The sequence below is a fragment of the Sphingomonas sp. DC1600-2 genome, assembly GCF_049897605.1.
Taxonomy (GTDB): Bacteria; Pseudomonadota; Alphaproteobacteria; order Sphingomonadales; family Sphingomonadaceae; genus Sphingomonas.
Map to the genome: position 1 here is coordinate 193,905 of NZ_JAFCWO010000004.1, position 25,398 is coordinate 219,302.

A 25,398-nucleotide genomic window follows, 5' to 3' on the forward strand; every position below is an offset into this window, starting at 1 on the left:
CGAGAAGCACAGGCGCACAACCCGGATGCATATCGGGCCATGTGGATGCGCCGCAGGAGGGGAAAACCGATGACACGCCTGAATTCCGTGCGCCTGTTGCTCAATGCCAGCGTCGCGCTTGCTGCCATGGTCGCCGCGCCTGCCATGGCCCAGACCACCCCGACGCCAGCAGAACCGGAAGCGGTCGCCGAGAACAGCGACATCGTCGTCACCGCGCGCCGCCGCGCGGAGACCTTGCTGGATGTGCCGATCGCGGTGACCGCCTTCAGCGCCGACCGACTCGAAAAGACGGGTGTGGTCGATTTGACCGATATCCAGAACGTCACCCCCAACACCACGCTGAAGGATGCGCGCGGCACCAATTCCACGCTCGCCGCCTTCATCCGCGGCGTTGGCCAGCAGGATCCGGTGCCCGGGTTCGAGGCGGGGATCGGCATCTATCTCGACGATGTCTATCTCAACCGGCCGCAGGCGGCGGTGCTCGATGTGTATGAAGTCGATCGAATCGAAGTGCTGCGCGGGCCGCAGGGTACGCTCTATGGCCGCAACACCATTGGCGGCGCGGTCAAATACGTTACCAAGCGCCTGGCCGATGTGCCCGAGGCGAGTTTCAAGGCGAGCTATGGGTCGTTCAACCAGGCCGACGGTATCGTCAGCCTGTCGACGCCGGTCGGATCGCTGTTCAAGATTGGCGTGTCGGGCGCGCGGCTGACGCGTGACGGCTTCGGGCGCAACACCAACCTCAACATCGACAATTACAACAAGAACGTCTGGGCCGGGCGCGGCACGATCGAGTTTGCGTCGCCCGACGGGCGGATGTCGCTGCGGCTGACCGGCGATTACACCGAGGATAAATCGAACGCCCGCAACGGATCGCGACTGATCACCAGCTTGCTGACCGCGACGCCGGTGCAATCCAACCCCTTCGACACCCGCGCCGGGCTCAACAACCCGCGCCAGAACATCCAGGCGGGCGGGCTTTCGCTGGTCGCGACGGGCGAGCTGACCGACCATCTGACGCTGAAGAGCATCAGCGCGTTCCGCAAGGATCGTTCCTTTACACCGATCGACTTTGACGCGCTGCCCGCGGTCGATGTCGATGTGCCCGCCGTGTATCGCAACGAACAGACCAGCCAGGAATTTCAACTCGCTTACAAGAGCGACAAGCTCAACGGGTTGGTTGGCTTCTATTATCTGGGGGCCAAGGCTTCGACCGGTTTCGACGTGCTGCTGTCGACGACGCTCCCCAACTTTGACGCCTATACCGCTGGCGACGTGCGGACCGAAACCAGCTCGATCTTCGGCGATTTCACCTATGATTTCACGCCGCAATGGAGCCTGTCGCTGGGCGGGCGCTACACCTGGGACCAGCGCCAATCCTATGTCTTCAAGGCCAGCTATTTCGGCGTGACCTCTGAATTTGGCGGCAGCCCGACGCTGGTCGGCGCACCATCGACGGACTTCCGTGGCACCGCCAACTTCAAGCGCTTCACCCCGCGCGCTTCGCTGAGCTTCAAGCCGACCGCCGACCATCTGCTGTATGCGTCTTACTCGGAAGGCTTCAAAGGCGGCGGTTTCGATCCGCGCGGTTCCGGTACCTCGGCACCAGACGTCAATCAGGATGGCGTGCGCAGCTATCAGGAAATCTACAACTATCTGTTGTTCAAGCCCGAAGTGGTGAAGAGCTATGAAATCGGCTGGAAGGGCGCACTGTTCGAAAAGCGCCTGACCTTCGCGCTCGACGGCTTCTATTCGGATTACAGCAACGTGCAGGTGCCGGGGTCGGTCGGCTGCATCATCGGTGGCGTGCAATCCTTCTGCGGCATCACCACCAACGCCGCCAAGGCGACGATCAAGGGCGTCGAACTCGAATCGAACGCGATTCTCGCGCGGGATTTCGCAGGGGCGGGGTCGAACGTGACGCTTGCCGGGACGCTGGGTTATATCGATGCCAAGTACAAAACCTTCATCGGGCCGACCGGGACCGACGTCGCCAATGTTCGCGTGTTCCAGAACACGCCGGACTGGACGCTATCGGGTACGCTCGGTGCCACGGTTCCGGCCGGGCCGGGCAAGGTTAACGCCTCCACCACGGTGTCGTATCGCAGCCTGACGCATCAGTTCGAAACCGCCAGCCCGTTCCTCGACCAGCCGGGCTATGCGCTGTGGGACGCGCATTTGACCTATACCTTTGGCAAGGGGCGCTATTCGATCGGCGTCCATGCCAAGAACATCACCGACAAGCACTATAAGACCTCGGGCTATCAATATATCCGCACCGATCTGGCCGGGAATCCGATCAATCTCGCGAACGTGCCGGTGCCGAATGGCCCTTATGTTCCGACGCTGGGCAAGGAAGGCATCGCCACCGCCTTTTACGGCAATCCGCGCCAGGTGTTCGGTACGATTACCGCGAAATTCTGAATCGCGGCGGTTACAAACAGGTGGGCCGGGCACTCGACGCGGGGTGCCCGGCCCTTTTTACGATTGAGGGCAGGCAACATGACCACCGACACCCCCCGCCCGGCAAACCGCGCGCTCGTCCTGGCGATGCTGCTGCTGGTCTATACCTTCAATTTTCTCGACCGGCAGATTTTGAGCATCCTGGCGCAGCCGGTGAAGGCGTCATTGGCGCTGACCGATACGCAGCTCGGTATGCTTGGCGGGCTGGCTTTTGCCGCCTTGTATTCGACGCTGGCGATCCCGCTCGCCTTGCTGGCCGATCGCACCAGCCGCTCCTGGGTGATTGCGCTGTCGCTCGGCGTGTGGAGCGTGTTCACCGCATTGTGCGGCACCGCGCAGAGCTTCGGGCAGATGTTCGCCTTTCGCCTCGGCGTCGGCGTCGGCGAAGCGGGCGGGGTGGCACCCTCTTACGCGCTGATCGGCGATTATTATCCGGCCAAAACGCGGGCGCGGGCGCTGTCGATCTATTCGCTCGGCATCCCGGTCGGGGCGGCGGCGGGGGCGTTGCTCGGCGGCTATATCGCGCAGACGGTCGAATGGCGCAGCGCGTTCCTGGCGGTTGGGGTGGCGGGGCTGCTGCTTGCGCCTGCGTTTAAATGGATCGTGCGCGATCGCCCGCGCGCGGTGGCACCGGTGGATCAAGTGCCGATCACCCATGTCTTCGGTATCCTCGCCGCCAAGCCGAGCTTCTGGCTGCTCGCCTTCGGGGCGGCGGCAGGGTCGATGTGCGGTTATGGCGTGGCTTTCTGGCTGCCGAGCATGATCATGCGCAATTACGGTCTGGGCTTGAGCCAGACCGGGCAGTTTTTCGGCGCGTTGCTGCTCAGCGGTGGCGTTGCGGGGATTGTGCTGGGCGGATGGTTGGGCGACCGGCTCGGCGCGCGCGGGCGGCGCTGGTACGCGCTGTTTCCGGCGATCTGCTATGTGGTGGGGACGCCGCTGTTCATCGCAGGCGTGCTGGCCGGATCGTGGCAGGCGGCTTTCGCCTTGTTCCTGCTGCCACAGGCGCTGGTCTATGTCTGGCTCGGGCCGGTGCTGACCGCGGTCCAGCATCTCGTCCCCGCCCATATGCGCGCGACCGCCTCGGCCAGTTTCCTGCTCATCAACAATCTGATCGGGCTTGGGCTGGGCTCCTGGGCAATCGGCTCGCTGTCGGACCATTTGGCACCAGCCTATGGCACCGACGCCCTGCGCTATGCGATTGCGACGGGCCTGTGCCTGTATCTGGTCGCGGGCGCGCTAATGGCGCTCGCCAGCCGGTTTCTAACGCGCGATTGGGTGGAGTGAGGGCAGGGGCTGGAAAGCAGCGTTTGATGCCGCCCTGCCTGTTTAAGAAGTGGTGTCCCGTAGAGGACAAGGTTGGGCAATCAGATTATCGGAAAACCTCGGTCAAATGAAAGTATCATGCTAAAAATTATGCCGGAATTTTTCGGTCGGTATTTCTCCCCCGATTGGCTCTCAATCCCGCGCCTCTCGTATTGAATCAAGCTCAGCCAGCCGCACCGGATCGTCGGCTGCCAGTTCTTCCTCTAGATAATAGGAATATGGGATATCCCGCACCATTTGTTGCGTCGCTTCACTAAACTCCGGTGCGATGATCGCAAAGGCGTCGACCAGTTCGCGCAGGAATGTCTTATCTAGCGCCTTAAGATCAGCGCCCAGCAACTCCATCATCTGGATAGCCTCGTCGGGATCGAGAATATCGTCTTCCGTGAGGTCAAGAAAAAGCGAAAAATGAGCAATAATTCGTGCGATCTGAATTGCAATCATGGTTTCACGATCCTGATTTTTATGTTCGTAACATTCAACTTTTTTAGTAATTTTATAGCCGCAAGGCGCTCGTGTTCATTAGGAACTTCCCAAACGCCGATGAGGCGATGCTGCGACAAAACTTCGGACTGGCGCAAGACTTGCGCTCGTGCTCGCGGCTGATCCCGAATGGCCCATTTTCTATCAACCACATATTCGCCATGCACCCCGTCGAATTTGACCGGCCGCCTCGATCCATTGGGAAGGGTCCGGGTTAAGGTCGGCGCTTGGCCGGACCGAGCACCGGTCGCTTGGTCATTGTAAAGTTTCCAAGGCTTGTCGGAGGTAAGGTTCTCTTTAACCCAACCGATTTGCGGCGGATCATAGGAAATGCGCGGCGTTACAGCGCGCATACGGCGCAAGGCGGACACCTTCGACAGCGTCGCTCCGGGTGCCGCCGCCAGCGCGACATTGCCAACGATCGATCCGGTGGCACGACCAAGGTCGCGCGAAGACGCATGTGCAATCGTATCGACCGCGCGAGCGATATGAATCCGCGCGGGCGTGTTTTCGGCTACCAGGACCGAATCGATCGTTTCGGCAATACCGATAGCTGTATTGCTAACCGTGGTGACAGAGTTTGTCGTGAAAAGGGAATATGCCCCGGCGGCCGTCTCTTTCCCGACATGATACAGGCCTTCGCCAACCCCGCTGACGAATTCGACGGCAGAGTTCCGCTGAGCGCCAGGTTGCGTCTGCTGTGGCTTAGGTGGGGCCGCCGTTGAGCCAAGGCGGCCGGAAGGCGAAGGTCCCACTTTCGGCCCTGCGCCGCTAATCGGCTTCTGAGGCTCGCTACGGTTACCTATTGGTGCTCGATGGTCACCGGCCCGTCTGATCGGGCTGGTCCTGTCGCGACCATAGTTCTGCCCCGAGCCCGCAAAGGTGAACCGCCCATCCGCCGGATCGTGCCAGGGATTAAATTTGAGTTCGATGCCGTCCGTAAAGGCTACGCGCGGCAATCTGCCGGTTCGCAGCCAGATCGAAAATGCGCGTCGTCGCTGGCTCTCGGATATCAGGATCATGCCGCCCTCGCTGCTTTATGCGGCGAGAACATTTGAGCAACATTTTCCTACACGTCAACCGGAAATTCCACCGGTCAACGCCGCCACAGCCCCGCCTTACTCCTCTAATGGGATGCGATTCTAAAAATGTGGTGCGGCCGAGAAGACTCGAACTTCCACGGGCTTTCGCCCACAACGACCTCAACGTTGCGCGTCTACCAGTTCCGCCACGGCCGCACGTAACATCACCGGGCACGCCCGGCAGCTGGTAGGCGAGCGCCCCTAGCAAAGCATCGCGGCGGGCGCAATGCCTATCGCAATCGGGATGATGCGCGTAGCAGGCGCGGATGCCGGTTGCCCCACTCCCAAGTCGCTCCGACCGATGCGTTGCGGAGACGCGGCGTATTCTCACGCTGGCGTGGCCGGTGATGCTGACCAGCCTCAACTGGACGATTTTGAGCGTTACCGACATCGTGGTGGTCGGCCTGACCGGCACCGACCAGGTCGCCGCTTTGGGCGCGAGTCGCGCGCTGACCTTCGTGACGATCGTCGCCGGGCTGGCGTGGTTGTCGGGCACGTTGGTGTTCACCGCGCGTGCCGATGGCGCGGGTGACCTGCCGCGCACGGGGGCGACGCTGCGCGAAGGGCTGGTGCTGGCGCTGGTGCTGGGCGCGCTTGGTGCGCTCGGCTTCGGGCTGTTTGCCGAAGCGATGCTGGGCGGCATTGGCGTCGCGCCCGCCCTGGTGGGCCCGGCGGCGCGCGTGGTGCGGGTGATGGCGCTGTCCTATCCGTTTCAGTTGACGATCATCGCGGCGAGCTTCTTTCTGGAAGCGATATCGCGCCCGCGGCGGGTGATGGTGGTCAACCTTGCGGTTCTGCCGCTCAACGCGGTGCTGGCCTGGGCGTGGTCGGGCGGCCATCTCGGCTTGCCCGCTTTGGGTGCCGTCGGCGCGGCTGCGGCAACGGCGAGCGCGTCGCTGATCGGCGCGGGGGGCATGCTGGCGGCGGTGTGGACGACAGACAATGCGCGGGCGCGCGGCGTGCGCGATCTTTCGCGGCGGGCATGGGTGGCTGCGGTGCCCGGTGCTGTGCGGCCGGCGCGCTTCGGGATCGTGCCCGCAATCGCCTCGGGCTTGGAGCTGGCGGGCTTTTCGATTCTGATTGCCTTGTCGACCGATTTCGGACCGGTGACCGCGCACGCTTTCCAGATCGTCTTCTCGGTCCACAACGTCACCTTCGGGGTCGCGTTGGGGCTTGGATCGGCGGCGGGCGTGCGCGTCGGCAATGCCATGGGCGAGGGGACGCCCGCGCTGGCGGTACCCCGCACCGTGATCGCGGCCGGGCTGGCGGCGCTGTTCACGGGCCTGCTTGCGATCGTGATCGTGGTGGCGCGCTGGCCGATCGTCGCGGCGTTTCCGGCGGCACCTGGCGTGCACGCGGTGGCCTTGGCGATGCTGCCGATCTGGGCACCGTTCATTTTGTTCGACGGCGTGCAGGTGGTGTTCGTCTATGCGCTGCGGTCGCTCGGCGACCAGATTGCGGCGGGGGTGAACAGCATCATCGCGTTCTTCGTGGTGACCGGCGGGGCGGGTTGGCTGTTCGTCCAAGCGGGGGTCGGGCCGCTTGGGCTGGTCTATGCCTCCGGGCTAGGAATGGTTGCCGCCGCGATTCTGCACGGCGGCCGCTTCGCCTGGCTCAGTGCGCGGCCTCGCCGGAAAAACTGAGCACCAACTCCTGGGCGTTGACGGGCACGTTGACTTGTGCGGAGTTGAACTGGACTTGCCCCTTGGGCGGCAGCGTGGTCGCTTCGGGCCGGATGATCCAGCTAAACACGATCCGCTTCTGCGCATCGCGCAGGTCGGCGCGGATGTCGGGGATGGGCTGGCGCGTGTCGGTCGGGTTGAGCACGATGCCGCTGACCGCGAAAATCTCGTTGCCGTTGAAGGTATGCTGGTCGACCGGCTTGCTGACGATTTTCAGCGGCGTACCGGTCGCCGGGCGAAACAACTGGCCCGCCAGCCCGGGAAGGTCCGCATAGAAAACGAGCGCCGCTGCCGCGAGCATGGCGATGCCAGCCGCGATCGCCGCCACGGTCCAGCGCCGCGCCGGGTTGCGGCGGGGGCGAAACGGCGGTTCGTGTGCGAACGCATCATAGTCTTCATAGGGCGAAGCCGCCGGGTCGGCCGCAGGCGGGGGAGCGGGCTGTCGCTCAACCTCCGCTTCCATCCGGGGCGCGACGGGCGGCGGCGCGATCGGCACCGCTTCCGCCCGCGCAACCAGATCGAGCACGGGGGCACCGGCCTGGAACCAACTGTGCTTGCAGCTCGCGCACCGCACTGTCCGCCCATCCGCCCCAATGGCGGAATCCGGGACGAGGTAACGCGTGTGGCACTCGGTGCATTCGAGGATCATGATACGGCTTTGGCCCCGTTACCGCCCTGTGGCAACGTATCCCCCGAATCTAAGCCTACGCGGCCGCGCTAGGCAAGCGTTTCGCAACGCTATCGTGATGCCTGTGCTTGTGGCGGCGCGCCGGATCGTGCGATGCAGGCGCAGGGCATTGATAAGAGAGCGAGCAGCACGCGCCACATGGCGAATATCGTACAGTTCGAAAATGTGGGGCTACGCTACGGCACGGGCCAGGAGACGCTGTCCGACGTCAGCTTCACGCTGTCGACCGGGGCATTTTATTTCCTGACCGGCGCATCGGGCGCGGGCAAGACGTCGTTGTTGAAGCTGCTCTATCTGGCGCAGCGCCCGACGCGCGGCAGCATCCGGCTGTTCGGCGAAGACGCGGTGACCTTGCCGCGATCGCGCCTGCCTGGCTTCCGGCGGCGGATCGGCGTGGTGTTCCAGGATTTCCGGCTCGTCCCGCATCTCTCGGCCTTTGACAATATCGCCTTGCCGCTGCGCGTATCGGGCGTGCCCGAAAGCGATGTCGAGGCACCCGTGCGCGAGATGCTCGCCTGGGTCGGCCTCAGCGACCGCGTCGACGCGAAGCCGCCAACGTTGTCGGGCGGCGAGCAGCAGCGCGTGGCGATTGCGCGCGCGGTGATCGGCCGACCCGAAATCCTCGTTGCCGACGAACCGACCGGCAACGTCGATCCGGACATGGCGGAACGATTGTTGCACCTGTTCGACTCGCTCAATCGGCTCGGTACGACGGTCGTGGTGGCAACCCACGATTTCCACCTGCTCGGGCGCATCCAGAAGGCACACATGATGCGGCTGGACCACGGGCGTTTGCTCGACCCGACGGGTTCGTTGCGCTTTCCCCCGCCCAACGGCACCGGCGGTAGCGAATGAGCGTGCGAATGATTGCATCGGCGGCCGACCGCCGCTTGCTTGACGAGAGTCGGGGCACGCGGGCCATGATGTGGATCATGGCGATCATGCTGTTCCTGACGGTGCTTGCCGCCGCGCTTGGGCTGGGCACGCTGGGAGCGGCGGCGTTGCTCGACCGGCAATTGGCCGGCCGGTTGACGGTGCAGATTGTCGAGCCCGTGGAGAGCAAGCGGCTCGACCAGGCAGCGCGCGCGCTCGCCGTGCTGCACGCGGATCCGGTGGTAACGCGCGCGGTCGCGGTCGATCGCGCCAAGCTGACGACCTTGCTGCGCCCGTGGCTGGGGGCCGACGGTGCCGATCCCGATTTGCCGATCCCGGCGATGATCGACGTCGATCTCGGCGCGGCCAGCGATGCCGCGGTGGCACGCGTGCGCGAAGCCGTGCTGAGCGTCGCGCCGTCCGCACGGATCGACCGGCATGAAAGCTGGATGTCGCCGGTGCGCAGTTTCATGGGGCTCGTCACGCTGCTGGCGGCGGGGCTGGTCTTGCTGATGGCGACGGCCACGGCGGCGGTCGTGGTTCTGGCGGCACGCGCCGGGCTGGAAACGCACCGGGCGACGATCGAGGTCTTGCACATGCTGGGGTCGACCGATGTTCAGGTCGCGCGGCTGTTCCAGCGCCGGATCGCGCTCGATACGTTGATCGGCGGCGTGCTCGGCACGGTCGTCGCGGGCGGCGTGGTGATGCTGATTGGCTGGCAATTGACGACGCTTGGCTCGGATTTGCTGGGAGGCCTGGCACTTGGCACGCGCGATTGGGTGCTGCTCGGGGCATTGCCGCTGGTGTTCGCGCTGCTGGCAACGCTCGCGGCACGGCAAGCGGTGCTCGGTGCGCTCGGACGCTATTTGTGATCGCGCGGGTCCTGGGCTTGCTCGTGCTGCTCTGGCTGCTTGGGTTTGCGGTTTTCCTGGCGACGATGCCGGCACCGCTTGTCGGCCCGCGTACCGATGCAATTGTGGTGCTGACGGGGTCTGCCGGGCGGATCGATCGCGGTCTCACGCTGCTGCAGGGGCATATGGCCAAGCGCATGCTGATCAGCGGCGTCGCGCCGGAAGTGCGCCCGGCCGAACTGGCGCATGAATATCGCGTCAGCCCGGCGCTGTTCGCGTGCTGCGTCGATTTGGGCCATGAAGCAGTGGATACCCGCTCCAACGCCGACGAGACGGCGGACTGGGTGCGCAGCCACGGCTACAAGACGGTGCGGCTGGTGACCTCGGATTGGCATCTGGCGCGGGCGCGGCTCGAACTGGTCAATGCGCTCGATGGGGACGCGACCGTGTTCGGGGATGGCGTGCCGAGCAGCCCGCGCTACGCCGTGCTGATCGGCGAATATAACAAGCTCATTCTGCGCAAGGCTGCCTTGCTGATCGGGGCCGTCACGTGAACGCTTTGCGAAACTGGCTGTTCATGCTGGTGTTTTACGGGGGGTCGGTGCCGATTGTGCTGACCTCACCAATTTCGGCGCTGTTCGGCTGGCGCGCGATGGTGGTGCATACGCATTTCTGGACCCGCTTCCATGGCTGGGCGACGCGCACGATCCTCGGTATCCATCAAAACATTGAAGGCGCGCGTTTCGGGGATACGACGGGGCCCGGCCATATCGGCGGGGTGCCCGTGCTCTATGCCGCCAAGCACCAGGCGATGTATGAAACACTCGAGCTGGGGCGAATGCTGCGCAACCCGGCGATCGTGATGAAGCAGGAGTTGACCGATATCCCGGTATGGGGCTGGGCGGCGCGGCGCTACGGGGTGATCGTGGTCGATCGCGAGGCGTCGGCGGGCGCACTGCGGCGCATGTTACGCGAGGCGCGCGCGGCGCTTGCCGAGCAGCGCTCGATCCTGATTTTCCCCGAAGGAACGCGCGTGGCACCGGGCGAACAGCCGCCGCTGCGCGCCGGGTTCGCCGGGCTGTACCAGATGCTCAAGATCCCGGTGGTGCCGGTGGCGATCAACAGTGGACAGATATGGCCCAAACACGGCCCGAAAGTGCCGGGAGTGGTGACCTTCCGGTTCGGCGAGCCCATTCCCCCCGGCTTGCCGCGCGCCGAGATCGAGCGGCGCGTCCATGCGGCGATCAACGCCTTGGACACGCCGCAGGCCTAGCAACGCCGACGTCTTAGTCGTGCGCGCGCCCGAAATCCGGGGCCGGATCGTCCTGCCCCTGTTCGATGATGCCGCGTCGCACCGCGCGGGTCTTGGTGAACAGGTCGAACAATTCGTCGCCCTTGCCCCAGCGGATCGCGCGTTGCAGCGCGGTCAAATCTTCCGAGAAGCGCTGTAGCATGTCGAGCACCGCCTCGCGATTGGCGAGGAACACGTCGCGCCACATCGTCGGATCGGACGCGGCGATGCGCGTGAAATCGCGAAAGCCGCCAGCCGAATATTTGATGACTTCAGATTGGGTAACTTCCTCCATGTCGGATGCCGTGCCGACGATGGTATAGGCGATCAAATGGGGCAAATGGCTGGTGATGGCGAGCACGCGGTCGTGATGGTCGGGGGCCATCGTCTCGATTTCCGCGCCCAATCTGCGCCAGAATTCGGCAACGCGTTCAACGGCGAGCGGATCGGCATTCTCGGGCGGGGTGAGGATGCACCAGCGTTTGTGGAACAGCGTCGCGAAGCCCGCTTCGGGCCCGCTGCGCTCGGTCCCCGCGACGGGGTGGGCGGGAATGATCGTGGCACCGGGCAGCGCCTCGGTCAGCGCGCGCAGCACTTCGGCCTTGCAGCTGCCGACATCGCTGACCACGGCTTCGGCAGGCAGATCGGCCGCGAACTCGGCGGCGGCTGCTCCCATCGCGCCGACGGGCACGCACAGGATGACAAGGTCCGCGTCGATCACCGCAGCGCCGCTGCTATCGGCGACATCGTCGAACAGCTTGAGCTGGTCTGCGACGAGACGAACGTCCGCGTCGGCATCGTAACCGGTCAGCCGGACCGTCGGCATCGCGGCGCGCGCGGCGCGGGCGATCGACGAGCCGATCAGACCGATACCGATGATAGTGACACGAGCAAAGGGCAGCATGACGTCGCGCATGGCGGATGCTCATTCCATTGGCAAGCTGGCGTTGTCCGTCCGGCCTGCTAGGAGGCCGCGTGGGGAGATAGGAATGCGGGGAAGTGAAACGGTCTGGCGCGCTTTGGCGATGGCACGACGGGCCAATCTTACCGACACACAGCAGTCGGCACCGATCCCGGGGGGACCAGGCGAGACGCGACGTGCGGTATTGGCTGCACTCGCGGCGGCGGGGGCGGCAACCGCTTTGCCTTCCCCTGGCCATGCGGGGACGGCGAGCGCGGGCCCCGTAGCGATTATCGGCGGCGGCATCGCCGGGTTGACTGCTTTGTGGCACCTCACCCGCGCCGGGATCGACGCGCGCCTGTATGAAGCGCGCGCGCGGCTGGGCGGGCGGGTCTATACCGCACGCGAGCCGGGCAAGCCGACATTCGAGGCAGGCGCGCAGCTGGTCAATACCGACCATGCCGATATGCATGCGCTCGCCCGAGAATTCGGTTTGGCGCTGATCGACCGCAAGGGCACGCCGCACCGCACGATGATCCTCGCCGATGGCCAGGAGGTGCCACAGAGCAAGCTCGCTGCCGCGTTGCGCGGTATCGCCGGGCAAATCGACGCCGATTCGGTGCGGATGGACCAGGATTATGCGCGGGTCGGGCCCGAGCTCGATGCGCTGAGCTTTACCGACTATCTCGACCGGCATGCCGATTTGATGCCCGAACCGTGGGTCCGTCGCCTGATCGAGGCGACGGCGCGCACCGAATATGGGGTGGAACCGGGAGAGGCATCCGCAATCGAACTCGTGTTCAACCTGCCGACGGTCAAGGGGCGGCGGATCGACGTTCTTGGACGCAGCGACGAACGCTATCTTATTTCCGGCGGCAGCGGCGCGTTGATCGACGCCATGGCGGCGCGGTTGTCGGCCCGCATCCAGCTCAATCGCCGCGTCACGCGGATTGATCCGTTCGGGGCCGGGGTCCGCGTGGTATTTGCCGACGGAAAAACCGTCGATGCCGCCAACGTGATCGTCACGACCCCCGCGTCGATCACGCGCAACATCGATTTTCAGGTTCCCCTGCCGCCGCTGTGGACGCGTTTCATTACCGAGGTCGGATTGGGCATGAACATGAAGGTTCAGGCGGGGATGACCGCGCGTCCATGGGATGCGGTGGTCGGGCGCGGCGGCGACATCTGGCAAACCAACGCGCGGGCCGGAGTGGCGAGCGACTGGGATGGCAGCGTGCGCGGCGGCGGTGCGTCGGGCGACATGTGGACATGGTTCCTGGGCGGCGCGCAGGTGGCGGCGGCCGACCGGCCGGAGCCCTTATCGCTGACTGCCAAATATGCCGTCCAGGTGGAGCCCGGCGTGCCGGGCATGCTGGCTGCCACCGGGCCGTTCGTGCGTCGCACCAACTGGCATCGCGATCCGATGGCGATGGGCGCTTATGTCAATTTCCGGCCGGGCCAATTGACGCGCTTCGGGCGGCTGATCTGGACCGAGGTAAGCGGGGTCGTAAAGGCTCCGGTTTCGGCCGGCCCTGTCTTGTTCGCGGGCGAACATCTTTCCGACGCCTATCCCGGCTATATGAATGGCAGCGCGCAGACCGGACGGCTTGCCGCCTCGACGATCATCGCCAGCCGGGCGCATGCGCGACGCTTGAGTTGATCGCCGCATGATCCTAACCAGCGCGGAATGACTGAGGACGCGCGTTTCGGGCTTGCCCGCCATGTAAGGTTGCCCGGACCGCTGCGGCTGGATGGCGGCGCGCTGCTGTCGCCGGTCGAAATCGGCTATGAAACCTACGGCACGCTCAATGCCGATCGCAGCAATGCCGTGCTGATTTGCCATGCGCTGACGGGCGACCAGCATGTCGCCTCGCCGCACCCGGTGACCGGCAAGCCCGGCTGGTGGGCGCGCATGGTGGGCCCGGGCAAGCCCGTCGATCCGGCGCGGCATTTCGTCATCTGCACCAATGTGATCGGCAGTTGCATGGGGTCATCGGGTCCGGCCACGATCAACCCGGCAACGGGCACGCACTGGGGCATGGCCTTTCCGGTCATCACCATTCGCGACATGGTGCGTGCGCAGGCGTTGCTGCTGGATCATCTCGGCATCGCCACGCTGGCGGCGGTGATCGGCGGATCGATGGGCGGCATGCAGGCGCTGAGCTGGCCCGCGACCTTCCCCGATCGCGTCCGCGCTGCGGTGGTGATCGCCTCCACCGCGCGGCACAGTGCGCAGAACATCGCGTTTCACGAAGTCGGTCGGCAAGCGATCATGGCCGATGTGAAGTGGCGTGGCGGTGCCTATTATGAAACGGGCGATCCGCCAGCGGCGGGGCTCGCCGTGGCGCGGATGGCGGCGCACATCACCTATCTGTCAGAAGCCGGGCTGACCGAGAAATTCGGGCGGCGCCTGCAGCAGCGACCCGATCGGCCCGATGGCGCGATCAGCTTCGGGTTCGATGCCGATTTCCAGATCGAGAGCTATTTGCGGCACCAGGGCATCAGCTTCGTCGATCGCTTCGACGCCAATTCCTACCTCTATATCACCCGCGCGACCGATTATTTTGATCTGGCGAGCGAGCATGGCGAGCATCTGGCCAATGCCTTTCGCGCGACCAAGGCGCGCTTTTGTCTGGTCAGTTTCGATACCGACTGGCTCTATCCGACCCCGGCCTCGCGCGCGATCGTGCACGCGCTCAATGCAGCGGGTGCGCCGGTCAGCTTCGTCGAGCTGTCGAGTCCTTACGGCCATGACGCGTTTCTGCTCGACGCGCCGGAGATGAACCGCGTGGTCGACGGGTTTTTGAGGGCGGGGGCATGATCGAACTGTCGGACGACACGGCGTTGCTCGACGTGGCCCGCGTGCATGGCTGGCTCGCGTCCAGCTATTGGTCGCCGGGTATTGCGCGCGATCTGGTCGAGCGCGCTATCGCCGGGTCGCATTGCCTGGGTGCGTACCGAGATGGCGTGCAGCTTGGCTATGCGCGGGCGATCACCGATTATGCGACCTTCGCCTGGATCGCCGACGTCTGGGTCGACGATGAGGCGCGCGGTGCCGGGCTCGGGCGGCGCATGGTGCAATGGTTCGTCGATCATCCGCGCTATCACGGCATTCGACGGGTCGCCCTGGTCACACGCGACGCGCACGGCGTTTACGCAGCACTTGGGTTCCACGCGCCGATCCGACCGGAAAACTATATGGAACGGCTCGATCCGGTCTTTGCGGCGAGCCTGCGGTCATGACATTGCGCCCCGATCTCGCGATCATTGCCGACCATGTCGCACCCGGCAGCCGCATTCTCGATGTCGGCTGCGGTGACGGCGCGCTGATGGCGGCATTGCGCGACGCCAAGGGTGTCGATGCGCGCGGACTGGAGCTCGATTCGGCGAATGTGGCAGCGGCGGTGTCGCGGGGGCTGTCGGTAATCCAGGGCGATGCCGATATCGATCTGGCGGATTATCCCGATGCGAGCTTCGATTACGCAATCCTAAGCCAGACTTTGCAGACCGCGCGCCGCCCGGACGTGGTGCTCGATCATTTGCTTCGCGTTGGGCGACAAGCCTTCGTCTCCTTCCCGAATTTTGCGCATTGGCGCGTGCGGATGTCGCTATTGTGGGGCGGGCGGATGCCGGTAACGCGGCTGTTGCCCGAGCAATGGTTCGATACCCCCAACATCCATCACGTGACGATCGAAGACTTTCGCGCTTTTGTGAAGGCGCGCGGGATTGAGGTACAGGGCGCGTGGTTCCTGTCCGGCGATCAACAGACCGGGTCGGTGCAGGCCAATTTGTTGGCGGAACATGCGGTGTTCCAATTGGGCGGCCTTGTCCGAAAGGATTGAGCGAGATCAAGGAACCATCACCCCCGATACCGGGTTAGATAGTCCCAGGTCCCTATCCGAATGAAAAACGCCATGCCCGCCACTGCCCTCATTGTCGAAGACGAGATTTTCGTCGCGCTCGACCTCGAACGTATTCTGGTTGATGCCGGTTATGCGGTGAAGGCGATTGCAGCCGATCGCGACGGGGCGATCGATGCCGCGCGCGATTGCAGCTTCGCGCTGGTGGATATCAATCTCCGCGATGGTCCGACCGGCCCTGAACTCGCGCGCACGCTGGCGCGGGATTATGGGGTCAAGGTCGTTTTCGTCACCGCCAATCCCGGACAGATCGCGCATCCCAGCGGGGCGCTTGGCTATGTCCGCAAGCCGTTCAGCGAAGCGGCCATCCTGGCGGCGGCGGCCATTGCCAGCGCGTCGGCGGAGGTTGACGCCAGCGCCACCACCAGCGCGGACTTCGTCCCGCTCACCAATTAAGGCTTAGTCGCGGCGCAGGGCCGGGTTGGGAATGGCGATGGCCACGCGGAGCCCGTCCGGCTCCCACCGTTGCTCTACGGTCCCGCCCAATTGACGAACCACACTCAGTTCGATCAATTGCGAGCCGAACCCGGTCTTGGTCGGAACGTTGACGACCGGGCCGTCGCGCTCCTGCCATTCCAGCACTGCGCGTTCGCCATCGCGGCGGGTTGCGATCTCGACGACACCCGCGTCGCTCGACAATGCGCCATATTTCACGGCGTTGGTGGCAAGCTCGTGGAACAGCAAGGCCAGCGGCGTCGCCGAGCGATCGTCGATTTCGAAATCCACGCCCTGCACATAAATGCGGGGGGCGGCTTCGGGTTGATAGGGCAGGAACAGTTCGCTCAGCAGGCCATGCAGGCTGTTTTGCGAGACGGACGGGCGCGATTGCGCACTGTGCGGCCGCACGAAATCGTGCGCGCGGCCGAGCGCGGTCACCCGCTCGCGTAAATCGCTGGCGATCGGGCCGAAGCCGGGATTGCTGCGCGCGGACAAATTGATCAAACCCGAAATTACCGCGAAGATGTTCTTGATGCGGTGGCTCAGCTCGTGCGCGACGATTTCGCGCTGCTCGCTTGCTTCCTTCTGTTCGTGAATATCGGTGCAGGTGCCGAACCAGCGTACGATCGTGCCGTTATCGTCATACATGGGCAGCGCGCGACCGAGCGTCCAGCGATATTGGCCGTCGGCCCGGCGCAGGCGATATTCGATCTGATACGGCGCGCCGGTTGCCAGCGAGTGTTGCCATATCGTCCAGGCCCGGTCCTGATCCTCCGGGTGAAACATGCCGTTCCACTCCGCGCCATCGGTCGAGCCAACTGGCATCCCGGTAAATTCATACCAGCGCGCATTGTAATAATCATGGAAACCGTCGGCTCGAGTCGACCAGACCATCTGCGGCATGGTGTCGGCAAGCACGCGAAAGCGCCCTTCGCTATCGTCGAGCTTGGCACGCGATTGCGCTGCGCTGCGATTGTCGCTGAGCCGCGCCAGAACGTCGGCGGCCAGCACACGCAACCCCTGGCGCTGAAGCTCGGTCAGGCCGGGGCGCGGCACCGTATCGATCACGCACAGCGCGCCCAGCGGCAGGCCGTCCTCGCGAACCAACGGCATCCCGGCATAAAAGCGGATGCCAAGCGCACCCGTCACCAGCGGGTTATCGGCGAACCGCGGATCGATCGTCGCGTCCGGCACTTCGAGAATATCGTCCAGCACCATCGCATGCGCGCAAAACGAGGTTTCCCGAGGAGTCTCGGTCGGCTCCACTCCCGTACGCGCCAGGAAGGTCTGGCGATGCTCTTCGACGATACTGACCAAGGCAACCGGCGCATCGCACAAAGCCGCCGCGAAATCCGTGATTCGCGTAAGCGCCGCATCGTCGCGTAGCGCCTCCACGCCATATTCGGCGATGGCAGCAGTGCGCAATCGCTCGTCGATCCGCCAGCCCGAGCGGTTGGACATGGCGGGAGAGGAGAAATCGGTCATTGCTTGGCCCAACGCGGCAGAGCGCGTTCGGTTCAGAACGGAACGTCGTCGTCCAGATCGTCGGCAAAGCCGCCACGTGCTGCGCCGCCACCGGCGGGGGCCCCGCCGCCGCGTGATCCGCCGCGATTGCCGCCACCGTAACCGCCCGAACCGCCGCCGAAATCGTCATTGCCGCCGAAATCGTCGCGCGGGGCCCCGCCGCCGCCACCGCCGCCCGAACCGGGGGCTCCGTCGAGCATCGTCAGCACGCCATTAAAGCCCTGCAGCACGATTTCGGTCGAATATTTGTCGTTGCCGCTGGCATCCTGCCATTTGCGGGTTTTCAGCGCGCCTTCGATATAGACCTTGGAGCCCTTGCGCAGATAGCGCTCGGCCACGCCGCCAAGTGCTTCGTTGAAGATCGCGACCGAATGCCATTCGGTCTGTTCCTTGCGCTCGCCGGTATTCTTGTCCTTCCACGTCTCCGACGTGGCGATGCGCAGGTTCACGACCTTGCCGCCATTCTGGAAGGTGCGGCTTTCGGGGTCACGCCCGAGATTGCCGACGATGATTACCTTGTTGACGCTGCCGCCCGCCATAGTCTTTTCCTGCGCTGTCCGGGGCTAAAGCCCGAGTCCGATGGCGGCCCAATAGACCGCTCCTGCAGCGATGTAGGCGAGCGCGAACAAATAGCCAACCATGAAGGCAGGCCACTTCCAGCCATTGGTCTCCCGCCGTGTGACGGCAATTGTCGAGATGCATTGCGGCGCGAACACGAACCACATCAGGAAAGCGAGCGCGGTCGGCAAGCTCCAGCGCGCGTGCAGCGTCTGCGCCATCTTGGCTTCGTCTTTGTCGCCTGCGGTATCAATGGCATAGACGGTGCCGAGCGCCGCGACCGCGACTTCGCGCGCGGCCATTGCCGGGATCAGCGCCAGCACGATGTCGCGGTTGAAGCCGATCGGGCGAAAAGCGGGTTCGATGGTGTTGGCAATGCGCCCGGCGACCGAATAATTCACCGCCGAGACCGGGCTGCCCTCGGGCGGCTTGGGGAAGCTCAGCAGCGCCCACAATACGATGGTGGTGAAGGCGATGGTGGTGCCCGCGCGCTTGAGGAAAATCTCGGCGCGGCTCCACAGGCCGATCGCCAGGTCCCGCCCGCGGGGCAGCTGATATTTCGGCATTTCCATCATGAAGCCCGAAGAGGCCCCCTTGGTTACCGTGCGGCGCAGGACAAAGGCGACAACGAACGCCCCGACCACGCCCATGATGTAGAGGCCGAGCATCACCAGCCCCTGCAAGCCGACAAAGGGCAAGACCCTGGTGTTGGGGATGAGCGCGCCGATCACCAGCGTATAGACCGGCAGGCGCGCCGAACAGGTCATCAGCGGCGCGACCAGGATGGTGGTCAGCCGGTCCTTCTCGTCCTCGATCGTGCGCGTCGACATGATGCCGGGCACGGCGCAGGCGAAGCTCGACAGCAGCGGGATGAACGCGCGGCCCGACAAGCCGACGCTCGCCATCACCCGGTCCATCAGGAAAGCGGCGCGGACCATATAGCCGCTGGCTTCCAGCACCAGGATGAAGAAGAACATGATCAGGATTTGCGGCAGGAACTTCACCACCGCGCCGACGCCGGCGATGATGCCGTCGGTAATGAGCGAGCGCAGCACCGAATCGGGCATCACGTCCTTGACCTGCGCGCTCAGCCAGTCGAACCCGCCGGCAATCGCGTCGGCCGGATCGGCACCTGCGTAAAACACCGCCTGGAACATCACGAACAGGATCGCGAACAGCAGTATCAGCCCAAATACGGGGTGCAAGGCGACCGAATCGAGCGCGTGCGTCCAGCGGCGCACCGGGGCCTCCGCAACCGTCGCCGCCATCGCGATCTTGCGCGCGCGCCGTTGCAGCGTGACAATGTCCTCGCCGATCGTGCCGTCGCTCGGGCGCAGCCGGATCGCGGCCCCCTCGTCAATGACGCCGCCGAGCTTGGCCTTCAGCTCGTCCAGGCCGCGCCGCCGCACCGCCACCGTGGCGATGACGGGCACGCCGAGCTCCGCCGACAGCCGCGCCGGATCCAGCGTCAGCCCGTCGCGCTCGGCGAGATCGAACATGTTGAGCGCGACCACCACCGGTAGCCCGAGTGCGATCAATTGCAGCGTGAAGCGCAAATGGTTGTCGAGGTTGGAGGCATCGACCACCACCACCAGCGCATCGGGCAAACGCTCGCCGACTTGCGTGCCGGTCACGAAGTCACGCGTCACGCGCTCGTCGGGGCTGGACGGTTCGAGGCTATAGGCACCCGGCAGATCGACCAGATCGACGATGCGCCCGTCGGGCAGCGACAGCTTGCCCGAATGACGCTCGACCGTGACGCCGGGATAATTGCCGACCTTCTGGCGCGCGCCCGTCAGGGCGTTGAACAGCGCGCTCTTGCCTGCATTGGGATTGCCGACCAGCGCCACCAATGGCGCGACGCCGGGGACGGGGGGCATGTTAGCGCGTAACGGGCGAAACGAGGACGGCACCCGCAACCGCGCGGCGCAGCGCGACGGTCATCCGCCCGATCCGGCACGCGATCGGCCCCTTGCCGAGGCTGGCGCGGTGCAGCACCTCGACACCGACCCCTTCATCAAAACCCAGTTCGCGCAAGCGCCGCGCCTCGGGAGTCGACAAATGCGCCCAGTCGATCGCGGACACCGTCGCGCGTTGCCGCTGCGGCAGCGACTCGAGGCTGAGCAATGGAAGAGACGACGCAGTCTTCACCGGGTTGGACATATCCATGATGCGACTGATTATCAATGACGGGAGCGCAACGCCAGCGTTAAATGCGAATCACTCTCAAACCGCCGGGTAACGCAGCCGTCCGATGAAGCGGGACAGGCTCGGGCGCAGTTCGGCGCGGCCCACCACTTTTGCCTTGGCCTTTTCGAACTGCATGATCCCCGCGATGCGCCGCGCGAGAAAGGCGCGGGTGTCGGTATAGCCGTCGCTCTCATCGTTCAGAAAGATCGTGACCGTGGAGCCATACACCGCCGCCAGCAGCGCGCGCTTGGTATAGTGGTTATAGTCGGTCGCGGTATCACCCGCGGCGCGCCACATCACGTCGGCGGCATGCCAGCCGAGCTTCACTCCGCGCGTGACGTTCTGCGGCAGCGCGAGAAGGGCGAGCGCGCGCCGCAGGGCCTCGCGATCGGGCGCGGTTTCGGCGAGGCGCGCCTCGACCAGCGCGGTGATCTTGTCGCGAATTTTCATCGTCGCCAGCCGCTCGGCGGGTACGCGATGCAGCATGGCGTGGTCGATATGGCCGAACCACGCCTCCACCATATCGACCGCGCCGCCGGGAAAGGCGAGCCGCGCGACATCGCGATCGACCCCTGCACTATCCGCCGCGAGATCGCGCGCGCTATCGCCCCAGCCGTCAAACCCGGCATTAGCGGCGATCAGCGGCGCGAGCGCGGCGCGGATTTCATCGAGCGTTGCATCGGCCAGCGGCGTGGGGGCGATCGAGTCTGTCATGGGGGGGTATCTAGGCGCGCGCGGGGCGGCTGACCAGCACCAGCGCGATGGCAACCAGCAGCGCGCCGACCCAGTCGGCCCAGCCGAGTTGTTCATGATAGACGACCCAGCCGATCGTCGTGCCAACCATCGGCTGGACCAGCAGGGCGAGCCCGATCGTCAATGGCGGCAAGCGGCCAAGTCCGTAGATCATCAATCCCTGGCCGACGATCTGGCTCACCAACGCAAGACCGATCAAGGGTGCCCAATGCGTCGGCAGCAGCTTTTCACCGAGCAGCAGGGCGAAGCACAGCAGGGGCACGATGCTCGCCACCGTCGACAGCGCCAGCGCCGGGAGGGGTGCTAGCACCGCGCGCACGCGGGCCATGAGGATGAAATAGACGGTGTAGAGCAGCCCCGCCAGCACGCACAAAAGATCCCCCGCGAGATGTCGCGGATCGAGCTGGTAAGACCGGCCCATCAGCAACCCCGCGCCAATCGCGGCGAGCGCCAGGGCACACCCCTGCAGTCGCGTCGGCCACGCCCGTGCGATGAGAAAGCCGTAGATCGGGAACATCAGCGTCGCCGAATTGCCGAGCAAGGTTGCATTGGCGAGCGTGGTGCGCAGGATCCCCAGGTGCCAGCTCGCCAGATCGGCGGAAAAGCTGATGCCGCCGAGCGCGATCATCCACCACAGTCTGCGCGACAGAACGGGTGCTACACCAGCTACGGGTCGCCATCCCCGCGCCGAGGCCGCCGCGACGAGCATCGGCGCGGCGAGGGTGATCCGCCAGAAGGCGGATGCGACCGGACCGGTATCGGACACGCGCACGAACCAGGGCCCGAAGGCCAGGGCCGCGTTGGCGACAATTACCGCCAGCAGCGCCACCGTGCTGGCTGGAATTGCAGGCGTAACAGTTATTCTTTTGTATAGGGTGTCGTGCATGCCGCGCTGTAGCGCCCTATTTATGGTGCGTCACAGCAAAAGGACTTGTCCGCAATGCCCAGCCTCTTCGACCCGATCCAACTCGGTACGATCCATGCGCCCAATCGCATCCTCATGGCACCGCTCACGCGCGGACGCGCCACGCGCGACGCCGTGCCCACCGAGATCATGGCCGAATATTATACGCAGCGCGCGAGCGCCGGGTTGATCATCACCGAAGCGACAGGGATCAGCCGCGAAGGGTTGGGCTGGCCGTTTGCCCCGGGGATCTGGACCGACGAACAGGTCGAACATTGGAAACCGGTGGTGGATTCGGTTCATGCGGCGGGCGGGCATATTGTCGTCCAGCTTTGGCATATGGGTCGCCAGGTGCATTCCTCGGTAACGGGCGTGCAGCCGGTCTCCTCCTCCGCCACCCGCACCGACGGGCAGGCGCATACCTTTGAGGGCAAGAAGGATTTCGAGATTGCCCGGCCGCTCGAACTCTCCGAGATCCCGCGCTTGCTCGCCGATTATGAACACGCCGCCCGCAACGCGATCCGCGCCGGCTTCGATGGCGTGCAGATTCATGGCGCGAATGGCTATCTGATCGACCAGTTCCTGCGCGACAACGCCAATTTCCGCGACGATATCTATGGCGGCTCGATCGAGAATCGCATCCGCCTGATGCGCGAAGTGACCGAGCGCGTCGTATCGGTTGCCGGTGCGGGCCGCACCTCGATCCGCCTGTCGCCCAATGGCGATTCACAAGGGGTGGATGACAGCAACCCTCGCGCGCTGTTCACCGCCGCCGCCAAGGCGCTCGACGAAATCGGCATTGCCTTTCTCGAATTGCGGGAGCCGGGCCCCGACGGCACCTATGGCCGCACCGACGTCCCCAAGCTCAGCCCGGCGATCCGCGAGGTCTTCACCAAGCCGTTGGTGGTGAATTCGGATTACACGACGCTGGAGCAAGCCCAGGACGTCCTGGACTCGGGCGTTGCCGATGCCGTCGCCTTCGGGCGCACCTTCCTTGCCAATCCCGATCTCCCCGAACGGCTGCGCACGGGGGCACCGCTCAACCCATCCAACCCCAAGACGTGGTTCAGCCAGGGCGCGGAAGGCTATATCGACTATCCGGCGCTGGAAACGGCACCGGCCTGAAGCCGGTGGCCCCTCCCGGAAACGGGAGGGGTCAGGCCAGCGGCACGAAGCGCAAGGGCAAGCCGTCTTTCGGCCGCGGAATCGGCCAGGCTTGCCATTGTGCCCCCGCGTCTGCGTCGAGTTCGATCCGATACCGGCTGAGCAATTGCGCGAGCAGGATACGAATCTGCATCGTCGCGAAATGCAGCCCCAGGCACATATGCGCGCCGCCGCCAAACGGCACCCACGCATATTTGTGGCGGGCGCGCACCGCCTCGGGCGTGAATCGCAACGGGTCGAAGCGCTGCGGGTCTGGCCACAGCTCTGGCATGGTGTGGGTATAGGCCACGCTGACGCTGACCGTGGTGCCGGCCGGAATATGATAGCCGCCGAAGTCGAACGGCTTGATCGCGCGGCGCGGCAGCGAGGGCACGGGCGGGATCAGCCGCAGCGCTTCCTTGAAAGCCATGTCGGTCAATTCGAGCCGGTCGAGCTGGCTATAGGGCAGCGCGCCTTCCGCATTCATGCCGAGTTCGGCAATCTCGGCGCGGAGTTTCTCCTGCCACTCCGGGTTGCGCCCGAGCAGCATGATCAGGCTGGTCGCCGAGGAAGTGATGGTGTCGTGCGCCGCCATCATCAGGAAGTTCATGTGATCGGCAATCGCATCGGCTGGCAGCGGCTGGCCGTCATCGCCGGTCGCGCGGCAGAATTGCGAGAAGAAGTCCTGGCCCTGGCCAGCCCGCCGCGCCGGAATCTCGCGTTCGAACAGCTCGATCAGATAGGCGCGCGCACGCACGCCCTTGCGCATTTGCGATCCCGGCAGCGGAATGCGGATCGGCGTGATCGACGCCTGCACTTCATCGACAAAGGCCTGGTTGATGCGCGTCGCCTCGGGGCCGAGCGGCATGCCGAGAAAGCTCTCCGCCGCCAGATCGAGCGTCAGTTCCTTGATCGCGTCATAGAAGCGAATGGGTTTGTTGCCCCAGGTCGCCACAGCGCGCGAAATGCCCGCATTGAGCGTTTCGGCATAATGCCGCATCGGCTCGGGCTTGAACGCCACCGCCATCACCTTGCGGTCGGCGCGGTGCTTTTCGAAATCCATCAGCATCAGCCCGCGCGGGAACAGCAGGTTGAGCAGCGGCCCCCAACCCTGTTCGGACGAAAACACGCGGTCGCGGTCGAACAGCACCAGTTCGTTGGCGTCGGGGCCGATCAAGCTGACCGTCGGGCCGCCAAAGGCATTGTTGCGGAACACCGGGCCATACGTGTCGATCATCCGCTTGCCGAAAGCGACGGGGTCGCGGAGCATGCGGAAGGTATTGCCGATGAACGGCAGACCGTCCTCGCCCGGAATGGCATGGATCGCGGATTGCTTCTGGCGGGGCAGCCAATGCGGGTTCGCCCGATAGGTGTGCGCATAGGCCATCGATCGCTCTCCCACTTATTGACACCAGTATAAGTAAGATCGCGGCGGATGGAAGCCTCAGGCGGCGGTGGTCTCGCCCAGCGAATCGAGGCAGCGCGCCACCCACGGCAAACCCACCGTGGCGATCGCACTGCTCAGCGCCACGCCGATGATGAGAAAGGGCAGCATCCATTCGATATTGATGATGGCGAGGAGCAGTAGGGTGGCCAGGGCAACGATGCCGAACAGCAGTACCCTGCCGACCCGCTGTTCGCCCTGCGGTGAAAGCGCGATCACGCGCGGGCCCTTTTGATCCCAGCTTGGCCCCGTGGTCAGCAAGCGGCGGCCGCTTGCGTCGCGCACCGGCACGGCGACCGCGACCAGCATCGCTGGGATACGCGCATCGGTCGCGCTGCGGCTCGGTCGCGCAACCGTGGCGGGCGGGGCGGGGGTCGTTTTGTCCGCCCAGGTATCGATGGTGATCAGCCGCCCGTCGCGCTCGAAAATTTTGTAGCGAGGCGGGGGCGGCTGCACCCGTGTTTCAGCCGAAGCGGCTCTTCAGCGCCAGCATCGCCAGCGCAGCCTTGGCCGCGGCACCGCCCTTGTCGAGCTGCGCGCGGTCGGCGCGGACGATCGCCTGCGCTTCATCCTCGGTGGTGAGAATACCATTTCCGATCGGCAGGCCGTCCATCGACAGCGCCATCAATCCCCGCGCGCTCTCGCCCGCGACGATCTCGAAGTGATAGGTCTCGCCGCGAATCACCACGCCCAGCGCGACGAACGCATCATAGGCTCCGCTATCCGCCGCCAGCGCAACGGCGGCGGGAATTTCCAGCGCGCCCGGCACGGTGATCGTCTCGTGCTTGTGGCCAGCCTCCTCGATCGCGGCGCGCGCGCCGTCGAGCAGCATGTCGTTGAGATGGTCGTAGAAGCGGGCTTCGACGATGAGAATCTTTGCCACG

The 25,398-nt window shown here is 64.8% G+C and carries 26 protein-coding genes and 1 tRNA gene; 13 read left to right on the plus strand and 14 right to left on the minus strand.

Annotated features, from left to right (window positions below; translation table 11 throughout):
- The first annotated feature begins 69 nt into the window (after positions 1 to 69).
- A complete protein-coding gene (locus ACP7BL_RS10915) occupies positions 70 to 2,424 on the plus strand; it encodes a TonB-dependent receptor (RefSeq protein WP_126848632.1) in 2,355 nt (784 codons plus the stop codon).
- Positions 2,425 to 2,502: 78 nt separating this feature from the next.
- On the plus strand, positions 2,503 to 3,750 hold the full coding sequence (locus ACP7BL_RS10920) for a spinster family MFS transporter (RefSeq protein WP_426258318.1): 1,248 nt from the start codon (positions 2,503 to 2,505) through the stop codon (positions 3,748 to 3,750).
- 171 nt (positions 3,751 to 3,921) lie between these two features.
- On the opposite strand, the gene ACP7BL_RS10925 is transcribed toward ACP7BL_RS10920, so the two are convergent.
- From ACP7BL_RS10925 to ACP7BL_RS10935, 3 genes are all read right to left on the minus strand, one after another.
- A complete protein-coding gene (locus ACP7BL_RS10925) occupies positions 3,922 to 4,233 on the minus strand; it encodes a hypothetical protein (RefSeq protein WP_033967584.1) in 312 nt (103 codons plus the stop codon).
- Positions 4,230 to 5,294 (minus strand): hypothetical protein, encoded by a 1,065-nt coding sequence (locus tag ACP7BL_RS10930; protein ID WP_426258319.1) that lies wholly within the window; start codon positions 5,292 to 5,294, stop codon positions 4,230 to 4,232. The genes ACP7BL_RS10925 and ACP7BL_RS10930 overlap by 4 nt, the downstream gene beginning before the upstream one ends.
- Before the next feature lie 129 nt (positions 5,295 to 5,423).
- Positions 5,424 to 5,510, minus strand: a tRNA-Leu gene (locus ACP7BL_RS10935).
- Between the two features lie 110 nt (positions 5,511 to 5,620).
- On the opposite strand from ACP7BL_RS10935, the gene ACP7BL_RS10940 reads away from it, so the two are divergent.
- Positions 5,621 to 6,997, plus strand: a complete 1,377-nt coding sequence (locus ACP7BL_RS10940) for an MATE family efflux transporter (RefSeq protein ID WP_426258320.1) — start codon at positions 5,621 to 5,623, stop codon at positions 6,995 to 6,997.
- On the opposite strand, the gene ACP7BL_RS10945 is transcribed toward ACP7BL_RS10940, so the two are convergent.
- Positions 6,969 to 7,685, minus strand: coding sequence for an MJ0042-type zinc finger domain-containing protein (locus ACP7BL_RS10945; protein WP_426258321.1), 717 nt, complete (start codon positions 7,683 to 7,685; stop codon positions 6,969 to 6,971). The genes ACP7BL_RS10940 and ACP7BL_RS10945 overlap by 29 nt on opposite strands.
- A 177-nt stretch (positions 7,686 to 7,862) precedes the next feature.
- Here ACP7BL_RS10945 and ftsE point away from each other — a divergent pair, with 177 nt between their 5' ends.
- The 4 genes from ftsE to ACP7BL_RS10965 are packed head-to-tail and all read left to right on the plus strand — an operon-like array spanning position 7,863 to position 10,721.
- A complete protein-coding gene (ftsE, locus tag ACP7BL_RS10950) occupies positions 7,863 to 8,579 on the plus strand; it encodes a cell division ATP-binding protein FtsE (protein ID WP_033967587.1) in 717 nt (238 codons plus the stop codon).
- Positions 8,576 to 9,469, plus strand: coding sequence for a cell division protein FtsX (locus ACP7BL_RS10955; RefSeq protein ID WP_033967545.1), 894 nt, complete (start codon positions 8,576 to 8,578; stop codon positions 9,467 to 9,469). The genes ftsE and ACP7BL_RS10955 overlap by 4 nt, the downstream gene beginning before the upstream one ends.
- Positions 9,466 to 10,002 (plus strand): YdcF family protein, encoded by a 537-nt coding sequence (locus tag ACP7BL_RS10960; protein ID WP_033967547.1) that lies wholly within the window; start codon positions 9,466 to 9,468, stop codon positions 10,000 to 10,002. Before ACP7BL_RS10955 ends, ACP7BL_RS10960 begins: the two co-directional genes overlap by 4 nt.
- Positions 9,999 to 10,721: a lysophospholipid acyltransferase family protein gene (locus ACP7BL_RS10965; protein ID WP_033967549.1), complete on the plus strand. Its 723-nt coding sequence runs from the start codon at positions 9,999 to 10,001 to the stop codon at positions 10,719 to 10,721. The genes ACP7BL_RS10960 and ACP7BL_RS10965 overlap by 4 nt, the downstream gene beginning before the upstream one ends.
- A gap of 13 nt (positions 10,722 to 10,734) precedes the next feature.
- On the opposite strand, the gene ACP7BL_RS10970 is transcribed toward ACP7BL_RS10965, so the two are convergent.
- Positions 10,735 to 11,643, minus strand: coding sequence for a prephenate/arogenate dehydrogenase family protein (locus ACP7BL_RS10970; protein ID WP_033967589.1), 909 nt, complete (start codon positions 11,641 to 11,643; stop codon positions 10,735 to 10,737).
- Positions 11,644 to 11,728: 85 nt separating this feature from the next.
- On the opposite strand from ACP7BL_RS10970, the gene ACP7BL_RS10975 reads away from it, so the two are divergent.
- From ACP7BL_RS10975 to ACP7BL_RS10995, 5 genes are all read left to right on the plus strand, one after another.
- Positions 11,729 to 13,300, plus strand: a complete 1,572-nt coding sequence (locus ACP7BL_RS10975) for a flavin monoamine oxidase family protein (protein WP_426258322.1) — start codon at positions 11,729 to 11,731, stop codon at positions 13,298 to 13,300.
- A gap of 27 nt (positions 13,301 to 13,327) precedes the next feature.
- Complete coding sequence (metX, locus tag ACP7BL_RS10980; RefSeq protein WP_426258323.1) at positions 13,328 to 14,461, plus strand: homoserine O-acetyltransferase MetX; 1,134 nt, start codon at positions 13,328 to 13,330, stop codon at positions 14,459 to 14,461.
- Positions 14,458 to 14,883, plus strand: coding sequence for a GNAT family N-acetyltransferase (locus ACP7BL_RS10985; RefSeq protein WP_426258324.1), 426 nt, complete (start codon positions 14,458 to 14,460; stop codon positions 14,881 to 14,883). Before metX ends, ACP7BL_RS10985 begins: the two co-directional genes overlap by 4 nt.
- The gene (gene metW, locus ACP7BL_RS10990; RefSeq protein WP_126848617.1) at positions 14,880 to 15,482 is read left to right on the plus strand and encodes a methionine biosynthesis protein MetW; all 603 of its coding nucleotides are present in this window, start codon (positions 14,880 to 14,882) and stop codon (positions 15,480 to 15,482) included. The genes ACP7BL_RS10985 and metW overlap by 4 nt, the downstream gene beginning before the upstream one ends.
- Positions 15,483 to 15,554: 72 nt before the next feature.
- Complete coding sequence (locus tag ACP7BL_RS10995) at positions 15,555 to 15,956, plus strand: response regulator (protein ID WP_126848615.1); 402 nt, start codon at positions 15,555 to 15,557, stop codon at positions 15,954 to 15,956.
- Between the two features lie 3 nt (positions 15,957 to 15,959).
- Here the strand turns inward: ACP7BL_RS10995 and ACP7BL_RS11000 are convergent, their stop codons facing one another.
- Genes ACP7BL_RS11000 through ACP7BL_RS11025 form a run of 6 tightly spaced genes read right to left on the minus strand, consistent with a single transcriptional unit; the run spans position 15,960 to position 21,909 of the window.
- Positions 15,960 to 17,483 (minus strand): PAS domain-containing protein, encoded by a 1,524-nt coding sequence (locus tag ACP7BL_RS11000; RefSeq protein WP_341204131.1) that lies wholly within the window; start codon positions 17,481 to 17,483, stop codon positions 15,960 to 15,962.
- A 32-nt stretch (positions 17,484 to 17,515) separates the two neighbouring features.
- Positions 17,516 to 18,061, minus strand: a complete 546-nt coding sequence (ssb, locus tag ACP7BL_RS11005; protein ID WP_426258325.1) for a single-stranded DNA-binding protein — start codon at positions 18,059 to 18,061, stop codon at positions 17,516 to 17,518.
- A 24-nt stretch (positions 18,062 to 18,085) separates the two neighbouring features.
- Positions 18,086 to 19,960, minus strand: coding sequence for a ferrous iron transporter B (gene feoB, locus ACP7BL_RS11010; protein ID WP_426258326.1), 1,875 nt, complete (start codon positions 19,958 to 19,960; stop codon positions 18,086 to 18,088).
- A 1-nt stretch (position 19,961) separates the two neighbouring features.
- Positions 19,962 to 20,249 carry a FeoA family protein gene (locus tag ACP7BL_RS11015; protein WP_033967554.1) on the minus strand — a complete coding sequence of 96 codons (288 nt, stop codon included), beginning with the start codon at positions 20,247 to 20,249 and terminating at the stop codon, positions 19,962 to 19,964.
- A gap of 57 nt (positions 20,250 to 20,306) precedes the next feature.
- Positions 20,307 to 20,984: a COQ9 family protein gene (locus ACP7BL_RS11020; RefSeq protein ID WP_033967556.1), complete on the minus strand. Its 678-nt coding sequence runs from the start codon at positions 20,982 to 20,984 to the stop codon at positions 20,307 to 20,309.
- Positions 20,985 to 20,994: 10 nt separating this feature from the next.
- Positions 20,995 to 21,909, minus strand: coding sequence for a DMT family transporter (locus ACP7BL_RS11025; protein ID WP_426258327.1), 915 nt, complete (start codon positions 21,907 to 21,909; stop codon positions 20,995 to 20,997).
- 54 nt (positions 21,910 to 21,963) lie between these two features.
- Here ACP7BL_RS11025 and ACP7BL_RS11030 point away from each other — a divergent pair, with 54 nt between their 5' ends.
- Positions 21,964 to 23,052, plus strand: coding sequence for an alkene reductase (locus ACP7BL_RS11030; RefSeq protein WP_033967557.1), 1,089 nt, complete (start codon positions 21,964 to 21,966; stop codon positions 23,050 to 23,052).
- 31 nt (positions 23,053 to 23,083) lie between these two features.
- Here the strand turns inward: ACP7BL_RS11030 and ACP7BL_RS11035 are convergent, their stop codons facing one another.
- From ACP7BL_RS11035 to ribH, 3 genes are read right to left on the minus strand one after another with little or no spacing between them, the layout of a single operon-like run.
- Entirely contained in the window at positions 23,084 to 24,457 is a 1,374-nt protein-coding gene (locus ACP7BL_RS11035) for a cytochrome P450 (protein ID WP_137902883.1), read from the minus strand.
- 57 nt (positions 24,458 to 24,514) lie between these two features.
- Positions 24,515 to 24,970 carry a hypothetical protein gene (locus ACP7BL_RS11040; protein ID WP_137902884.1) on the minus strand — a complete coding sequence of 152 codons (456 nt, stop codon included), beginning with the start codon at positions 24,968 to 24,970 and terminating at the stop codon, positions 24,515 to 24,517.
- A gap of 7 nt (positions 24,971 to 24,977) precedes the next feature.
- Entirely contained in the window at positions 24,978 to 25,397 is a 420-nt protein-coding gene (gene ribH / locus ACP7BL_RS11045) for a 6,7-dimethyl-8-ribityllumazine synthase (protein WP_033967591.1), read from the minus strand.
- Between the last annotated feature and the right edge of the window lies 1 nt (position 25,398).

Excerpts from the sequence above, each read along its gene's own strand:
- ACP7BL_RS11025 (WP_426258327.1), bottom strand. The coding sequence starts at position 21,909 with ATGCACGACACCCTATACAAAAGAATAACTGTTACGCCTGCAATTCCA.
- ACP7BL_RS10975 (WP_426258322.1), top strand. The coding sequence starts at position 11,729 with ATGCGGGGAAGTGAAACGGTCTGGCGCGCTTTGGCGATGGCACGACGG.
- ACP7BL_RS10970 (WP_033967589.1), bottom strand. The coding sequence starts at position 11,643 with ATGCTGCCCTTTGCTCGTGTCACTATCATCGGTATCGGTCTGATCGGC.
- ftsE (WP_033967587.1), top strand. The coding sequence starts at position 7,863 with ATGGCGAATATCGTACAGTTCGAAAATGTGGGGCTACGCTACGGCACG.
- metW (WP_126848617.1), top strand. The coding sequence starts at position 14,880 with ATGACATTGCGCCCCGATCTCGCGATCATTGCCGACCATGTCGCACCC.
- ACP7BL_RS11020 (WP_033967556.1), bottom strand. The coding sequence starts at position 20,984 with ATGACAGACTCGATCGCCCCCACGCCGCTGGCCGATGCAACGCTCGAT.
- ACP7BL_RS11015 (WP_033967554.1), bottom strand. The coding sequence starts at position 20,249 with ATGGATATGTCCAACCCGGTGAAGACTGCGTCGTCTCTTCCATTGCTC.
- ACP7BL_RS10925 (WP_033967584.1), bottom strand. The coding sequence starts at position 4,233 with ATGATTGCAATTCAGATCGCACGAATTATTGCTCATTTTTCGCTTTTT.
- ACP7BL_RS10985 (WP_426258324.1), top strand. The coding sequence starts at position 14,458 with ATGATCGAACTGTCGGACGACACGGCGTTGCTCGACGTGGCCCGCGTG.
- ACP7BL_RS11000 (WP_341204131.1), bottom strand. The coding sequence starts at position 17,483 with ATGACCGATTTCTCCTCTCCCGCCATGTCCAACCGCTCGGGCTGGCGG.
- ACP7BL_RS10920 (WP_426258318.1), top strand. The coding sequence starts at position 2,503 with ATGACCACCGACACCCCCCGCCCGGCAAACCGCGCGCTCGTCCTGGCG.
- ACP7BL_RS10915 (WP_126848632.1), top strand. The coding sequence starts at position 70 with ATGACACGCCTGAATTCCGTGCGCCTGTTGCTCAATGCCAGCGTCGCG.
- metX (WP_426258323.1), top strand. The coding sequence starts at position 13,328 with ATGACTGAGGACGCGCGTTTCGGGCTTGCCCGCCATGTAAGGTTGCCC.
- ssb (WP_426258325.1), bottom strand. The coding sequence starts at position 18,061 with ATGGCGGGCGGCAGCGTCAACAAGGTAATCATCGTCGGCAATCTCGGG.
- ACP7BL_RS10945 (WP_426258321.1), bottom strand. The coding sequence starts at position 7,685 with ATGATCCTCGAATGCACCGAGTGCCACACGCGTTACCTCGTCCCGGAT.
- feoB (WP_426258326.1), bottom strand. The coding sequence starts at position 19,960 with ATGCCCCCCGTCCCCGGCGTCGCGCCATTGGTGGCGCTGGTCGGCAAT.
- ACP7BL_RS11030 (WP_033967557.1), top strand. The coding sequence starts at position 21,964 with ATGCCCAGCCTCTTCGACCCGATCCAACTCGGTACGATCCATGCGCCC.
- ACP7BL_RS10930 (WP_426258319.1), bottom strand. The coding sequence starts at position 5,294 with ATGATCCTGATATCCGAGAGCCAGCGACGACGCGCATTTTCGATCTGG.
- ACP7BL_RS10995 (WP_126848615.1), top strand. The coding sequence starts at position 15,555 with ATGCCCGCCACTGCCCTCATTGTCGAAGACGAGATTTTCGTCGCGCTC.
- ACP7BL_RS10955 (WP_033967545.1), top strand. The coding sequence starts at position 8,576 with ATGAGCGTGCGAATGATTGCATCGGCGGCCGACCGCCGCTTGCTTGAC.
- ACP7BL_RS11035 (WP_137902883.1), bottom strand. The coding sequence starts at position 24,457 with ATGGCCTATGCGCACACCTATCGGGCGAACCCGCATTGGCTGCCCCGC.
- ACP7BL_RS10940 (WP_426258320.1), top strand. The coding sequence starts at position 5,621 with ATGCCGGTTGCCCCACTCCCAAGTCGCTCCGACCGATGCGTTGCGGAG.